The organism is Cyanobium sp. PCC 7001, from assembly GCF_000155635.1.
Classification (GTDB): domain Bacteria; phylum Cyanobacteriota; class Cyanobacteriia; order PCC-6307; family Cyanobiaceae; genus NIES-981.
The window spans coordinates 130489-143672 of sequence record NZ_DS990556.1 but is presented as its reverse complement, the minus strand read 5'-3'; the positions used below and the strand labels follow the sequence as shown (position 1 = coordinate 143672).

General features: G+C 67.7%; 18 protein-coding genes and 1 pseudogene. 10 read left to right on the top strand and 9 right to left on the bottom strand.

What is annotated here, in order from left to right; all coding sequences use genetic code 11:
- Positions 1-2: 2 nt before the first annotated feature.
- On the bottom strand, positions 3-1367 hold the full coding sequence (gene gorA / locus CPCC7001_RS00760; RefSeq protein WP_006910068.1) for a glutathione-disulfide reductase: 1365 nt from the start codon (positions 1365-1367) through the stop codon (positions 3-5).
- A 192-nt stretch (positions 1368-1559) separates the two neighbouring features.
- Positions 1560-3022: pseudogene (locus tag CPCC7001_RS00755) on the bottom strand (ammonium transporter).
- A gap of 484 nt (positions 3023-3506) precedes the next feature.
- Between CPCC7001_RS00755 and CPCC7001_RS00750 the strand changes: the two are divergent.
- Positions 3507-3710 carry a DUF4278 domain-containing protein gene (locus tag CPCC7001_RS00750; protein ID WP_006909491.1) on the top strand — a complete coding sequence of 68 codons (204 nt, stop codon included), beginning with the start codon at positions 3507-3509 and terminating at the stop codon, positions 3708-3710.
- Positions 3711-3979: 269 nt separating this feature from the next.
- The gene (locus CPCC7001_RS00745) at positions 3980-4321 is read left to right on the top strand and encodes a P-II family nitrogen regulator (protein WP_006909605.1); all 342 of its coding nucleotides are present in this window, start codon (positions 3980-3982) and stop codon (positions 4319-4321) included.
- A gap of 273 nt (positions 4322-4594) precedes the next feature.
- On the opposite strand, the gene CPCC7001_RS00740 is transcribed toward CPCC7001_RS00745, so the two are convergent.
- A complete protein-coding gene (locus CPCC7001_RS00740; RefSeq protein ID WP_006909676.1) occupies positions 4595-5113 on the bottom strand; it encodes a phycocyanin subunit beta in 519 nt (172 codons plus the stop codon).
- A 138-nt stretch (positions 5114-5251) separates the two neighbouring features.
- On the opposite strand from CPCC7001_RS00740, the gene CPCC7001_RS00735 reads away from it, so the two are divergent.
- On the top strand, positions 5252-6487 hold the full coding sequence (locus CPCC7001_RS00735) for a glutathione S-transferase family protein (RefSeq protein ID WP_043368432.1): 1236 nt from the start codon (positions 5252-5254) through the stop codon (positions 6485-6487).
- A 60-nt stretch (positions 6488-6547) separates the two neighbouring features.
- Positions 6548-7138 carry a DUF2808 domain-containing protein gene (locus CPCC7001_RS00730; RefSeq protein ID WP_225867131.1) on the top strand — a complete coding sequence of 197 codons (591 nt, stop codon included), beginning with the start codon at positions 6548-6550 and terminating at the stop codon, positions 7136-7138.
- An 85-nt stretch (positions 7139-7223) separates the two neighbouring features.
- Here the strand turns inward: CPCC7001_RS00730 and CPCC7001_RS00725 are convergent, their stop codons facing one another.
- The 4 genes from CPCC7001_RS00725 to CPCC7001_RS00710 form a co-directional block, all read right to left on the bottom strand.
- Positions 7224-7457, bottom strand: coding sequence for a hypothetical protein (locus tag CPCC7001_RS00725; protein ID WP_006911805.1), 234 nt, complete (start codon positions 7455-7457; stop codon positions 7224-7226).
- Positions 7458-7547: 90 nt separating this feature from the next.
- Complete coding sequence (locus CPCC7001_RS00720) at positions 7548-7958, bottom strand: Hepatitis C virus core protein (RefSeq protein WP_225867130.1); 411 nt, start codon at positions 7956-7958, stop codon at positions 7548-7550.
- Between the two features lie 36 nt (positions 7959-7994).
- Complete coding sequence (locus tag CPCC7001_RS00715) at positions 7995-8714, bottom strand: pirin-like bicupin family protein (protein ID WP_006911019.1); 720 nt, start codon at positions 8712-8714, stop codon at positions 7995-7997.
- Positions 8711-9223: an NADPH-dependent FMN reductase gene (locus CPCC7001_RS00710; protein WP_006909520.1), complete on the bottom strand. Its 513-nt coding sequence runs from the start codon at positions 9221-9223 to the stop codon at positions 8711-8713. The genes CPCC7001_RS00715 and CPCC7001_RS00710 overlap by 4 nt, the downstream gene beginning before the upstream one ends.
- A 122-nt stretch (positions 9224-9345) precedes the next feature.
- Here CPCC7001_RS00710 and CPCC7001_RS00705 point away from each other — a divergent pair, with 122 nt between their 5' ends.
- From CPCC7001_RS00705 to CPCC7001_RS00690, 4 genes are all read left to right on the top strand, one after another.
- Positions 9346-9744, top strand: coding sequence for a helix-turn-helix domain-containing protein (locus tag CPCC7001_RS00705; protein WP_006911318.1), 399 nt, complete (start codon positions 9346-9348; stop codon positions 9742-9744).
- Positions 9745-9791: 47 nt separating this feature from the next.
- Positions 9792-10235 carry a PilZ domain-containing protein gene (locus CPCC7001_RS00700; RefSeq protein ID WP_043368431.1) on the top strand — a complete coding sequence of 148 codons (444 nt, stop codon included), beginning with the start codon at positions 9792-9794 and terminating at the stop codon, positions 10233-10235.
- Complete coding sequence (locus CPCC7001_RS00695; RefSeq protein WP_006909946.1) at positions 10235-10816, top strand: hypothetical protein; 582 nt, start codon at positions 10235-10237, stop codon at positions 10814-10816. The genes CPCC7001_RS00700 and CPCC7001_RS00695 overlap by 1 nt, the downstream gene beginning before the upstream one ends.
- A 72-nt stretch (positions 10817-10888) precedes the next feature.
- On the top strand, positions 10889-11437 hold the full coding sequence (locus CPCC7001_RS00690) for a LexA family transcriptional regulator (RefSeq protein WP_006909953.1): 549 nt from the start codon (positions 10889-10891) through the stop codon (positions 11435-11437).
- A 185-nt stretch (positions 11438-11622) separates the two neighbouring features.
- Here CPCC7001_RS00690 and CPCC7001_RS00685 read toward each other — a convergent pair whose 3' ends face one another.
- Positions 11623-11766 carry a chlorophyll a/b-binding protein gene (locus CPCC7001_RS00685; RefSeq protein WP_006911422.1) on the bottom strand — a complete coding sequence of 48 codons (144 nt, stop codon included), beginning with the start codon at positions 11764-11766 and terminating at the stop codon, positions 11623-11625.
- A gap of 41 nt (positions 11767-11807) precedes the next feature.
- Between CPCC7001_RS00685 and CPCC7001_RS00680 the strand changes: the two genes are divergently transcribed.
- Positions 11808-12446: a triacylglycerol lipase gene (locus tag CPCC7001_RS00680; RefSeq protein WP_050757015.1), complete on the top strand. Its 639-nt coding sequence runs from the start codon at positions 11808-11810 to the stop codon at positions 12444-12446.
- A 104-nt stretch (positions 12447-12550) separates the two neighbouring features.
- Positions 12551-12811 (top strand): hypothetical protein, encoded by a 261-nt coding sequence (locus CPCC7001_RS00675; RefSeq protein ID WP_043368429.1) that lies wholly within the window; start codon positions 12551-12553, stop codon positions 12809-12811.
- On the opposite strand, the gene sepF is transcribed toward CPCC7001_RS00675, so the two are convergent.
- A complete protein-coding gene (sepF, locus tag CPCC7001_RS00670; protein WP_006909338.1) occupies positions 12800-13084 on the bottom strand; it encodes a cell division protein SepF in 285 nt (94 codons plus the stop codon). The genes CPCC7001_RS00675 and sepF overlap by 12 nt on opposite strands.
- Between the last annotated feature and the right edge of the window lie 100 nt (positions 13085-13184).

Genomic DNA, 13184 nt, shown 5'->3' with positions numbered 1-13184 from the left:
CCCTAGTTCGGCATGGTCACGAACTCCTCGGCCACCGAGGGGTGCAGGGCCATGGTGCGGTCGAAATCAGCCTTGGTGGCTCCCATCCCGATGGCGATCGCCGCCATCTGAATGATCTCGGCGGCGTGTTCGCCCACCATGTGGCAGCCAAGCACGCGGTCCGAAGCGATCTCCACGATCAGCTTGAGCAGCACGCGCGGGCCCCGGCCAGGCAGGGCCTGGCTCATCGGGCGGAACCGGGCCCGGTGGACCCGGATGGCTTCCGCGCCGTGGCGGGCGATGGCCTGCTCCTCAGTGAGACCCACCCCCGCCAGTTCGGGCTGGGAAAACACAGCGCTGGCCACCAGGTCGTGGTCCACCTGCCTCGGCCGGTGCCCGTACACCGTGTCGGCGAAGGCGCGACCCTCATCCACCGCCACCGGTGTGAGGTTCACCTGATCGGTGACATCGCCCACGGCATAGATGTGGGGCACGTTGGTGCGTTGATCGGCGTCCACCGGGATGGCATCCCCCTCCACGGCCACCCCCGCAGCCTCGAGGTTGAGCCCACCGAGGAAGGGCTTGCGCCCGGTGGCCAGCAGCACGCCGCCGCAGGTGATCTGCTCCCCGCTCTGGGTGGTGAGCGTCAGTTCCCCGGGAGCGCAGTCGCCGGTGATGGCCGCCGGGGTATGGGCGAAGCGCAGGTCGATGCCCTTCTCCTGCATGGCCTCCTGAACCGCGCGGCTGGCCTCGCGATCAAAGCCGCGCAGCAGATGATCGCCCCGCACCAACTGGGTGACGGCCACGCCGAGCCCATGGAGGATGCAGGCGAACTCGCAGGCGATGAAGCCGCCGCCCACCACCACCACATGCTCCGGCAACCGTTCCAGCAGGAACATGTCGTCGCTCACCCAGGCCAGATCGGCGCCCAGGATGGCGGGGCGGTGGGGCCGGCCCCCCACGGCGATCAGGATGCGGGGGGCCCGCAGCTCCCGGCTGGAACCATCGGCTGCCTTCACCATCACGCTCTCAGGCCCCGAGAAGCTCCCCCACCCCCGCACCAGCTCCACGCCGGCCTTCTCCAGGAAGCCGATGTGCAACTGATTGAGGCGATCCACCTCGGCACGCACATTGGCCAGAAGCCGGGAAGGCTCGCAGCGGATGGCGTCCACCGACCAGCCGAAGCTGGCGGCGTCATCGAGCAGGTGGCTGTAGGCGGAGCCGTAGACCAGCAGTTTCTTGGGCACACAGCCGCGGATCACGCAGGTGCCGCCCACCCGATCCCCCTCCACGATCGCCACCCGGGCTCCGTAGGAAGCTGCCCGCTTGGCGGCGGCGAGCCCGCCGGAACCGGCACCCAGCACGATCAGATCGAAGCAGTCGGTCATCGGAACAGCATCAGAACAGCGACCACCGGCATCCTGCCCGGGGCGCCATCGGGGTCCTGGGCAGCGTAGGCAGCAAAAAGCCCACGGCGGACCGTGGGCTCAGGATCCGGAAACTGCTGGACTCGCAGCACCGGATGGGAGGCCCATCACCCCGTGATGGGGAATGGGCCCAGAACAGGGTTGGGAAGCGTCCTACTTGGCGCTGGCGGCGAAGTCGGGATAGGCCTCCATCCCATGCTCGCCGATGTCCAGGCCCTCGATCTCTTCCTTCTCGGTCACACGAATGCCACCGAAGATGGCGCCGATGATCGACCAGGTGATCAGCGAGGCCACGATCGCGAAGACGGCAAAGGCCAGGATGCCGACGATCTGGATGCCCAGCTGGGCGGGACCGTTGCCGGTGAGGAGACCCTTGTCCATGTTGAACAGGCCGACGGCCAGGGTGCCCCAGATGCCGCAGGTGCCGTGCACGGAGAAGGCGCCCACCGGATCATCGATCTTGAGGCCATCGATGAAGGCCACGGAGAGCACAACGAGCACCCCGCCGATGAATCCCACAACCCAGGCCGCGGGCATCGAAAAACCGTCGCAACCGGCGGTCACCGCCACCAGGCCGGCCAAGATGCCGTTGATGGTCATGGTGAGGTCGGGCTTGCCTCCGGTGAACTGGCTCATCAGGGTGGCGGCGATGCCACCACCGGCTGCGCCCAGGGTGGTGGTGACGGCCACATAGGGAACGGTTTCGTTCATCGCCAGCACGGAACCGGGGTTGAAGCCGTACCAGCCGATCCAGAGGATCAGGCAGCCCAGGGTGGCGATGGAGAGGTTGTGACCGGGAATGGCCTGGGGCTTGCCTTCGACGAACTTGCCGATCCGCGGTCCGAGCAGCATGGCGCCGATCAGACCGGCCCAGGCACCGAAGGAGTGCACCACCGTGGAGCCGGCGAAATCAATGAAGCCGAGAGTGGCCAGCCAGCCACCACCCACACCGGCATCGTCGGGAAAGTTCCACTGCCAGGAGCCGGAGATCGGGTAGAGGATGCCGCAGAGCACCAGTGAGAAGATCACGAACTCGCCGAACTTGATGCGCTCGGCCACCAGACCGGAAACGATCGTGGCAGCCGTGCCCACGAAGCGGCCTGGAAGAGGAAGTCAATGCTGGGAACCAAAGCCGCATCGGTCACCATCTCAGGGGTGACGGTGGGATCGAAGAAGATGCCGCCGAACTTGAACCAACCGGGAATCACCCAGTCGGCGTTGTACATGATCTTGTAGCCGATGAACCAGTAGGCCGTCACAGCCAGGGCGAAGACGATCAGGTTCTTGGCCAGGATGTTGACCGCGTTCTTCTGGCGGCAGAGCCCGGCTTCCACCATGGCGAAGCCGGCATTCATGAAGATCACCAGAACGGCGGCGATCAGCAGGAACATGTTGTTGGCCAGGAAGGCGGCCGTGAGTTCCGGTAGCTCAGCTGCGTGGGCGGAAAGGTTGAACACACCCAGGCCAAAAAGGGCGAGGGGAATGCAGGCCAACCAGACAATGCTGCGCTGAGAGGAGAGGCCTCGGATCCCGCGCAGCAGCAAGGAGGGGGCCTCCAGCAGACTTGCCTCCTGCAGGCGCTTCGGGCGCCTGGGAGGGTGGGAAGCAATGGTCATGGGCAGATCAGAAAGACGGCTGCTCGATGGGGTTGGACGCCCATGGGACGCCCATTGCGAACGACAATGCGCCGTAGCCGCACCCTTCGGTGTTCGTTTTGATACCAAAAGCACCCGGACTCCGGCCCTGACTGGCTTCGGTGCGGAAACGCAGGCACAGCCCGGGGAGCAGACCCCGTCCACCCTGTCCACTGCAAACTTTTGCTTCCAAAGACTGCCTATGTTCACCATGAACAGCCAAAGGCCCTAGAACTGTGTTGCAGGACACAACGTTGGGCCTTTGTCCCTTCTGAGTTCAGTCCAGGCCAGCTCCACCGCTCCGGTGGAGTCGGCAGGGACGACCACCCGAAAGGGGACTGCTGGAAGTAGCCCGGTCGCAGGCAACCCTCAGGGCTGCCGCGAAGCGGGTGAAGCAACGCTCGTCTGCTCCACATCGGTCGCCCTGGGCGCACCGCTTGCTTTCAATCCCAACACGGTCGGAATCATGGCCACCAGCAAACTCCGTTATCGCGGCATTCCCTACGACGCCAGCCAGCACGAACATCCCTCCAGCGAGGCTGTCGAGCACACCTACAGAGGTCGGCACTACGTGGCACCCCTGAAGCACGAACCCGCACCCGTGGATCCTTCCCTCGAACTCCACTACCGCGGCGCGGTGTACCACCACAGCGCCGGGCAGGCCGCCTGAACGGCAGCCCCGCCCCGCGTCGCAACCCATCACGGCCCATCGCTCCTCCACCAGAGGAGGGGTGGGCTTTTCAGCTGGCAGCAATCAGTGGCAGCAGCTCGCGGGCAGCAGCGGGCAGGGATTCGCAACCGCTGCAAGCGCTGCCCCGCGGAAGCCGCCGCGGAAGGGACCACGGTGAACGATGCCACCGGTTTCGAGCGGATAGCTGTCGTTGCTACAGAAGCCGGCGCACCCAGCCCTTAAATCTGCAGCCGTGCATCCGGTATTGCGTGAAACAGATTCAAGCCATCGTGCGCCCTGAGAAGCTCGATGCCGTCAAGGACGCCCTTGTGGAGATCGGCATCAACGGCATCACGGTGACGGCCGTTCAGGGCTTCGGCAAACAGATGGGCCACACCGAGGTCTATCGCGGCGTGAAGGTTGAAGCGAAGCTGCTCACCAAGATGCAGATCACCTCAGTGGTGACCGATCAGGCCGTGGATCAGGTGGTGCAAGCCATCCTCACAGCAGCCCGCACAGGGGAGATCGGCGACGGCAAGATCGTCATCACTCCGGTGGAGAACGCCATCCGCATCCGCACCGGTGAATCCGGTGATTCCACGCTCGCCTGATTGATCCGGATGAGGTTCAGCTGAACTTGTTACGATCAACCGTCCCGGACAACGCTCTGTCGTCCGAGACAACGTTCTGTGACATCCGTCTATTACACACGTCTGTGACATCTGTGGGGCCCTGTGACATCCGTTGGGCCCATGACGACAGTTGCTCACTCCACCTGCTGATTCCAGCTGGAGGTCTGCGGCGACCTGAAGTTTTCAGGTCGCCTTTTTGATGGGACCCCCATCGGGGGCATCGAACGGGGCTCGACGCCCAGGGGCCGCCGATCAGCCGACAGCGGCGGCAGCGCGGTCGAAGTAGGTGCCGACTTCGCTCATGAGAGCGGAGCAGTCGCCGGGGGTGATGCCGTTGCGGTCGTTGGCGATGGCGATGGCGGCGTCCTTCATCTTGCGGATGCCTTCTGCCACGGAAGCGCCAGGGACGCCGAGGGCGAGATAGGTTTCACGGAGGCCATTGAGGCAGCGGTCTTCCAGGACGGAGGCGTCGCCGGTGAAGATGGCGTAGGTGACGTAGCGGAGAACGATCTCCATGTCGCGCAGGCAGGCGGCCATGCGGCGATGGGTGTAGGCGTTACCGCCAGGGGCGATCAGAGCGGGCTGCGAATCGAAGAGATCGCGAGCGGCGTTGGTGACGATTTTGGAGGCATTGGAGGTGATGCGGTTCACCGTGTCCATGCGCTTGAAGCTGTCGCCGACCATCGCCGAGAGGGCGTCAATCTGACCGGCATTGATGAATTCGCCGCGGGCATCAGCCTGGGCTACAACCTTGGTGAAGGCGTCGAACATGCGAACGAGAACTCTCGTTCCGAACCTAGGCAGGCCCAGGCCCCGAGCGTGAGCCGCGCGTCCGTGAGCGCCCCCACCCCGAGATGAACGGCCAGTGTCTCCTAGAACGGGCCTTCCTGGAACGCGAGCGACCCTGTGATGGAGCCCTTGGCCTGGGATGCGCTGGCCAGCCGGGCAGCGGCCCCGGCGGACCGGGTGAACGGCCCCACCAACGCCCAGGCCCGGCTGCGCCTGTTCGGCCACAGCGAGGCGGACATCCGCGTGACCCTCTACAGGGACCACCACGCCTGGTGCCCCTACTGCCAGAAGGTGTGGCTCTGGCTGGAGGAGCGGCGGATTCCCTACCGGATCCGCAAGGTCACGATGGTCTGCTACGGCGACAAGGAGGCCTGGTACCGCCAGCGGGTGCCCTCGGGCATGCTGCCCGCCCTGGAGCTCGATGGGCGGCTGATCACCGAGAGCGATCGGATCCTCGAAGCCCTCGAGCGAGCGTTCGGCCCCCTGCAGGCCAGCCTCCTGGCAGCGGAGGTGATGCCGCTGCGGCAGCTGGAGAGGCTGCTGTTCCGCACCTGGTGCAGCTGGCTGTGCCAGCCCCATCGGGATCTGGCGTCCGACCGGCAGTCCCAGCTGCAGTTCCAGCGCACGGCCGCCGCCATGGAAGCGGAGCTGGAGCGCAGCGGCGGCCCCTGGCTGCTGGAGAGCTTTAGCAGCGCCGACCTGGTGTTCGTGCCCTATGTGGAGCGGATGAACGCCTCGCTGGCCTACTACAAGGGCTTTCTGCTGCGGCAGGAGCACCCGGCTCTGCACCGCTGGTTCACGGCCCTGGAGCAACGCCGCACCTATCGGGGAACCCAGGGGGATTTCCATACCCACGCCCACGATCTGCCACCCCAGATGGGGGGATGTTTCGCCAACGGCAGCGACAGCCAGCGGGCCCTGGCCCAGCGCATCGACACCGGCCCCTGGCCTCTCACCATGGCCAGCGGTGCCGACCCCGAAACCTCGGAGCCTGAGCCCGAGGATGCCGCCAGCGTGGCCCTGGCACGGATGCTGCGGCACCGCAAGGTGCTGCAGCAGCGCCCGGCCCTGGCCGGAGAGGCCATGGATCAGGCCCTGCGCTGTGCCCTCACCACGCTGATCGGAGCCGGCTCCTGTCCGCCGCCGCCGGGAACCGCCGCCGGCCTGCGGAACCTGCGTGATCGGATCAGCGTGCCGCGGGACATGCCCCTGCAGGCGGCGCGACGCCTGCGGCAGGCCCTGGAAGCCACCGCCCTGCTGGATCCCACCGCCCCCCGCGTCCAGGCCCCGGCACTGCCGCTGCGCCACCGCCGCGACCAGGATCCCCGTCCGTTCCTGGAGTCCTGCCTAGGCTGAACCAGCCAACACCCTGGTTCGGGTTCAGCCATGGAATCGCCCCAGCCCGTGCGGCGAAGCGTGCGAACCGGAACCCGGCTGCGGCATCCCGCCCGGGTCCTGAGCTCCATCGCCACAGCCCTGCTGGCCGCGGGTCCGCTGCTGAGCACAGTTCCCCCGTTCAGCCAGCCGGGCCAGGCCCTGGAGCTGCGCGGCGCCACCTACTTCCAACGTGCTCCCTGGAAGGTGGATCTGGTGAGCTACAACTCCATCGTGGGCCAGCCCTCGGCCCGGTATTACTTCACTGTGGAATTGCCGCAGGATGCCGGCGCCTCCCTGGCTGGGCTCACGATCCGTCAGTCCCGCGGGGTGGACAACCAGTTCCGCTTCAGTCCGGAACGGACGGAAGCCTTCGTGGGGCGCCCCCGCCAGGAAGGGCAGGCCATCGCCGTGGAGGCCAGCTTCGATCAGCGGCAGCGGGAGGTGCGGGTGACCTTTCCGGAGCCGGTGGCTCCCGGCACCACCCTCACCGTGATGCTCAAGCCCTGGGCCAATCCCTCGGTGTCGGACACCTACATGTTCCAGGTGCAGGCCTTCCCGGCCGGTCCCAACCCCTCGCCCGCCTCGCTGGGGTTCGCCACCCTGCGGATCTACGACCCCGACTGGCGCTGAGGCGGTCGACGGGCCTCGCCCCAACAGCAAAAGCCCCGGGACGGCCGAAGCCGCCCCGGGGGAGCGTCACGGAACCGGAAGGGGATCAACCGGCGCCGCCCGGGAAACGGAGCGTGCGCCAGTCACCGCTGGCGGTGCTCACCTCCACCCCGATCTCCACAGGGCCCTGACTGGCACCGAACTGGTCCTGCCACCAGCCCATCGCCTCAGCCCAGGCGGCATCCAACGACTCATAGAGGTCGTCGAGCACCGGATGGGGCGCACCCTGTTGGTCCACAAGACGGTAGTGACGCACATGCTGGGCATGAACGGGAGCCATCTCTCACAACACGAGATCCAAAGAGGATCATGGCCCTTGTGACAGCCAGAAACTGTCACCTTCACAACATCTTCGGCTGGCCGCCGCGACCTACGTGAGGTAACGCCGGATGCAGGGACGGCACCAGTACACCAGCACCGCCGCATTCACCGCCCACACCAGGGCGGCGATCACGGCGGTGAGCACGCGGCCCTCGCTGAACACGGCGAGGCGCACGATGCCGTAGGGCAGACCCACGGCCAGGCTCATCGAGAGGGCCACGATCGCCACGATCTGTCCCCAGGCCCGCCACTTCAGCAGGCCCGTGGTGGCCACCAGACCCACCACGGCCGTGGGCAGCACAGCGCTGGAGCCCAGCACGATGTGCACCGTGCGCCAGGTGGGATCCTGCAGGATCACCCAGAGGGTGAGGGGCAGCAGCAGGGCGTTGGCCACCAGGCCCAGCCAACTGAGCGTGAGGTAGCCGCGCGGGGGCTGAAGCATCGCGAGCTGGAGGTCCAAGGGAACGGGCGACCGGAGCACCATGCTCGGACATGGTCAGCGCAGGGCGAACAGGAGCAGATCGGCCCCGCTGGGACCTGCCACGAAAGCAGGCAAGGCGCCGGCGGAGAACCCGAGCCCATCGCCCCGCTGCAGCCCCCTGCCGCCAATCTCCCCCTCGCCATCGATCAGCTGCAGCCAGCCCTGGCTGCCAGGGGCGATGGCCAGGTCAAGGGCATCTCCTGGCCGGGGCTGGGCGCGCCAGAGCTGCACCGGGCGCTGGATCGCCAGGGTGTCACCGGCGGCATCGGGACTGAGCAGCGGCGTCCAGCCCGGACCGATCGCAAAGGGCTTCTGGCCATACCCCGGCGGCAGTCCCCTGCGGACGGGTTCGATCCAGATCTGCAGCAGCCGGCAGGGCCGATCACCGAGGTTCATCTCGCTGTGCACCACCCCGGTGCCGGCGCTCATCGCCTGCACCTCGCCTTCGCGGAGCACCGCCGTGTGGCCCATGGAATCGCGGTGGTTCAGCTGACCCTCCACCATCACCGTCACGATCTCCATGTCGCGGTGGGGATGGAGGCCGAAGCCCTTCCCCGCCGCGATGGTGTCGTCATTGATCACCCGCAGCGGGCCGAAGCCCATCCAGGCGGGGTCGTGGTGATGGGAGAACGAGAAGGAATGCCAGCTGTCCAGCCAGTCCAGCTGGCTGTGGAAGCGCTCGGCGGCGGGACGGAACACCAGGGTGTCGGCCCCGGCGGAGGTGAGGGAGGTCATGGTCGGGGACTGTCGAGGGAAAGCAGCCGATCCACCAGGTCGGCGATGCTGCTGTCCTTGGCGGGATGGGTGGCGTTGCTCACCAGCTGGCGGCCCACCACATGGGCGCCGAGATGGGCGAGCTGCAGCCGCAGCGCCGCCATCACGGTGTGGCCGCCGCCGCCGGAGTGGGTGGCGATGACGATCGGACGCTGGTTGAACAGGGCACGGAAATCGTCGCCCTGCACCGACAGCCAGGCGATGGCACTGGTGAGCACCGGCGGAATCGAGCCGTTGTACTCCGGTGCGCAGATCACCCAGCGGGGTGTCGCCGCCAGGCGGCGATGCAGATCGGCCACGGCGGCCGGCAGGCCAGCCTCCAGGGCCCGGGGGGTGAACAGCGGCAGCGGCAGGGTGGTGAGATCCAGCACCTCGGCGCTGAGATCACGGGCCCTCGCCGCCGCCGCGAAGCGCTCAGCCAGGCGCAGATTTTCGCCGTTGCTGGCGGCCAGCACGAGCAGATCGGTCATGGGGACAGGATCACGGAAGCCGGCCCGGAGGATGCCGGAGATGGGCAGACCGATCGTGCGGCAGCCTCCCCCCTCGGCACAAGCAGGTACGCCAAAGTGGGTCGGTGACCTCGACGTAACCCATGGACGGGCAGGGGGCCGAGCAGCCGCAGGAATCCCGGCCGGGATTCCGGCACAGCCATGACCATGCCGACTGCAAGGCCCAGCTGGCCCTGCGGGTGATTCAGGGCCGCTGGAAGCTGCTCATTCTGCGGGAACTCATCGAGGCGGTGCGCCGCTTCTCCGATCTCCAGCGGGCCCTCCCCGGCGTCAGCCAGAAGGTGCTCACCGCCCAGCTGCGCGAACTGGAGGCGGACGGCGTCGTGCAGCGCACCGTGTATGCCCAGGTGCCGCCCCGGGTCGACTACGCCATCACTCCGCTGGGGTGTGAGCTGCTCCCGGTGCTGGATGAACTGCATGCCTGGGGCGAGAAGGTGAGTCCGCAGGGGCAGGGTGTGGTGGGATCGAGCCAGAGCAGTTAACTTGCGCTCACAGTGCAGGGCCGTCGGAGGCGCTCCCCACCCAGCCGATGCCCCCCGACCGCTCTGACTACGACCCGGAGTACCGGCCACGCAAGGAAACCCGTCGGATCGTGCCTGCGATCAGCATGTCGATCCGGGTGGATTTCCATGCCTCCCATCCCACAGCTGAACCGGCCTTCATCGGTCGCCTCTGGGACATCAGTTCCTCAGGAGCCTGCCTGCTCTTTCCTCCCGAAGTTCCCATCGACGTCGGCCACGCGGGGCCGATCACGTTCCACCACCCGAGCATCGGCGATGCGATCCAATCCCACTACCACGTGGCCTGGGTCGATCGCCTCAGCCATGCCTTCTACTGCGGTGGTGTCTTCGTCAATGCGGTGAACTTCGAATCCACGTTTCTCGCCACCCTGATGCGGCGGGGCGATGACGCCCAGGGCCGCCGACTCACCGATCTGCGCCAGGACCTCCGGAACTTCCCCGGCTTTCGTTGATGCGTCTCCGGCTGGTGAACCTGCTGGTGCTGGCAGGCCTGGCTGCGACCCCCGCCAGCAACGCCATTCAGCAGCCCCAGCTGCCGGTGGCCGTGTGCGTGGTGGCGCCGCGGGTGGAGCCGGTGGAGGAGGCGGACGCCCTCGGCATCGTGCCGGTGGACCGGCCCCGGCTGGTGGTGGTGGAACCGTTGCTGGAGCTGCGGATCGCCCGCGCGCGGGCCACCACCTGGCGCCTGGTGGGCAGCCCCGGCGAGCCGATCCGCACCCCGCTCGACTGGCCCACGGCGCCGATCCTTCCGGGAGAGCTGGTGCTGCTGCAACTCCGCCCCCAGGATGCCCCCGTCGACGCCTTCGCCCATGTCCATCTGGTGGGCGCCGCCACCGGCCGGATGGAGTCCTCCCGCCGGTTGATCGAGGGGCTGCCGGGCAGTGGCCCGGCGTGGATCAGCGCCATCGACACAGCGCTGCGGGCGGGTGACGTGCCGCTGGCCTGGTCGCTGCTGTTCGCGCCCCAGGCCCCGGCCGATGCCGACCTGGCGGCCCTGCAGGAGGAGGTGGTGCGGCGGGGGTGCGGCGGCTGAGGGGCAGCGGCCGAACGCCAGCGCACCGGCGCGATGCAGTACAAATGTACGCAGCGTCGTGGTTCGAGCCGCATGCAGCGCCTTCGCCGTGAGTCCCCCGGAGGCGAGCTCACCTGGCTCGGCCCCATCGACACGGCCGCGGCCGGCACCGGTCTTCCCCTCGCCACGGAGACCGTGGCCGCGGGATTCCCCAGCCCGGCTGACGATTACGTCGAAGCCTCGATCGATCTCAACGCCGCCCTGATCCCACGGCCCACCTCCACGTTCCTGATGCGGGTGGAGGGCGATGCCATGCGGGCTGCCGGCATCCACCACGGTGACCTGCTGGTGATCGACCGCAGCGTGAACGCCCGACCCGGCTGCACGGTGGTGGTCGTGCACGACGGTCGCTTTCTGCTGCGTCAGCTGCGCGGCCAACGGCCGCCCTGGCAGCTGGTGGCCAGCGACCCCGCCATTGCCCCCATGGTCCTGCAGGACGACGACGCCCTGATCTGGGGGGTGGTGATCCATGCGGTGCACCATCTGCTGCCGCGGCGGCGGCAGCACGGCGCCATCACCAGAACCCCTGGGACCGCAGCCACACCGCCAGCAGGGCCATGGGAAGAAACACGGCCGCGATGATCTGCAGCTTCACCACCACGGGGGAAGCGGGCGGGGATGGGGGCATGGGACAGGCGCGCGACGGGACGGAGCCACCATGGCAAGGCTGGTGCCCTGCTATCACGAACCTGTCATCACGAACCTGCCATCACAAAAGCCCCCTGACAGAGCCAGGGGGCCACGGGAAGGGCGATGGTGCCCGATCCTCAGCCGAGACCCACCTGGGCGAGGATGCCCTGGCCGGTGAGGATCTCGGTGGCCAGGCCGATCACGAAGCCCATCATGGCCAGACGGCCATTCCAGGTTTCCGCGAAGGCAACGAAACCGAAGCGGGAGGCGCTGTCAGCCATGGGAGGGAAGCAACGAAAGACTGGGTGAATTGTAAAGGAACATGAACGATCGTGACGGGTCGGGGCGTGGGGAAAGCCGCACCTCCGGCCGAGACGATGTGCCCCTGGTGCTGGTGCATGGGCTCTGGGACACCCCGCGCATCTTCGATCCACTGAGGCGTCACCTGGCCGGCCGCCGGCCGCTGCTGGCCCCCCACCTGCCCCATGGGCTGGGCCAGGTGCCCCTGGACACCCTGGCCCAGCAGCTGGGCGCGCAGGTGGCGGCAACGATCCCGCCCGAGCAGCCGCTCGATCTGCTGGGCTTCTCGATGGGGGGCGTGGTGGGCAGGATCTGGCTGCAGTGCCTGGGAGGGCACCGGCGGACGCGCCGCTTCATCAGCGTGGGGAGTCCCCATCAGGGCTCGCTCAATGCCCTGCCCTGGCCGAGTCGGCTGCTGCCCGGCATCGCCGACATGCGCTGCGGCAGCAGGCTGCTGCGGCAGCTGAACCAGGAGCTCGGCACCCTGGAGCAGGTGGAGTGCACCAGCTTCTACACCCCGATGGATCTGATGGTCACACCGGGGTGGCGGGCCGTGCTGCCCTGCGGCCGACGGGAAAGCCTGCCGGTGTGGACCCATGAGCAGCTGATCCGCTCGCCGATCGCCCTGGAGCGGTTGAGCCGGGAGCTGCTGAGGCCCTGAACAGCCCGCCCCGTGACCTACCCCGTGACCTGGCCCGTGGGGCTGGGGCGAGGCTGCCTGGGGAGCGCAAATCCTGGGAAATGCTGAAGGGCCTGCCATGGGGAATGGGCCACCCCCAGAATGGCGCGATGGCCGAGCCCAACCCCGAAGGTCGTTACCCCGAAGGTCGTTACCGCGTCCGTCCCCGCGTGGAGCGGGAACAGAGCGTGCCCCAGCAGGTGCTGGCGGCCCGGTTCCACTACCGCGACGAAGCCGAGAGCTTTGCCCAGGCCCTGGCCCTGCGGCAGCAGCAGGGGGTGGTGGTGGAGAAGCTGGCCCCCGGTGGATGCTGGCTGCAGCTCAGCACGGTGGCCTCACGCCCCTGAGGCCCCAGGCGGAACGTCGCGCCGCAAGGTGATCAGCTCCGGGGCGAACACGAAGGTGACCTCATCGAGGCACTCCGCCTGACCATCCATGGCGCTGACGCCGCCGGCCACGAAGTCGATCAGGCGCTGGGCCTCGCTGCGATCCATGGAGCCGGCATGCACCACGGCGGTCTTGAGCTCGCGCACCGCCTGGACGATCTCCTGGGCGTCTTCGAAGCGGAGGGGGTGAAACACCACCACCTCGGGCAACCAATCACCAAAAGGGGTCTGCATGGACGCGGCGCGTGGGCGCAGGCTAGTCGCAGCGGAGCTGCCGGCCAAGCAAAAGGGGCCCCGCAGGGCCCCGTCTCGGAAAACATCCCCAGGGACGTGG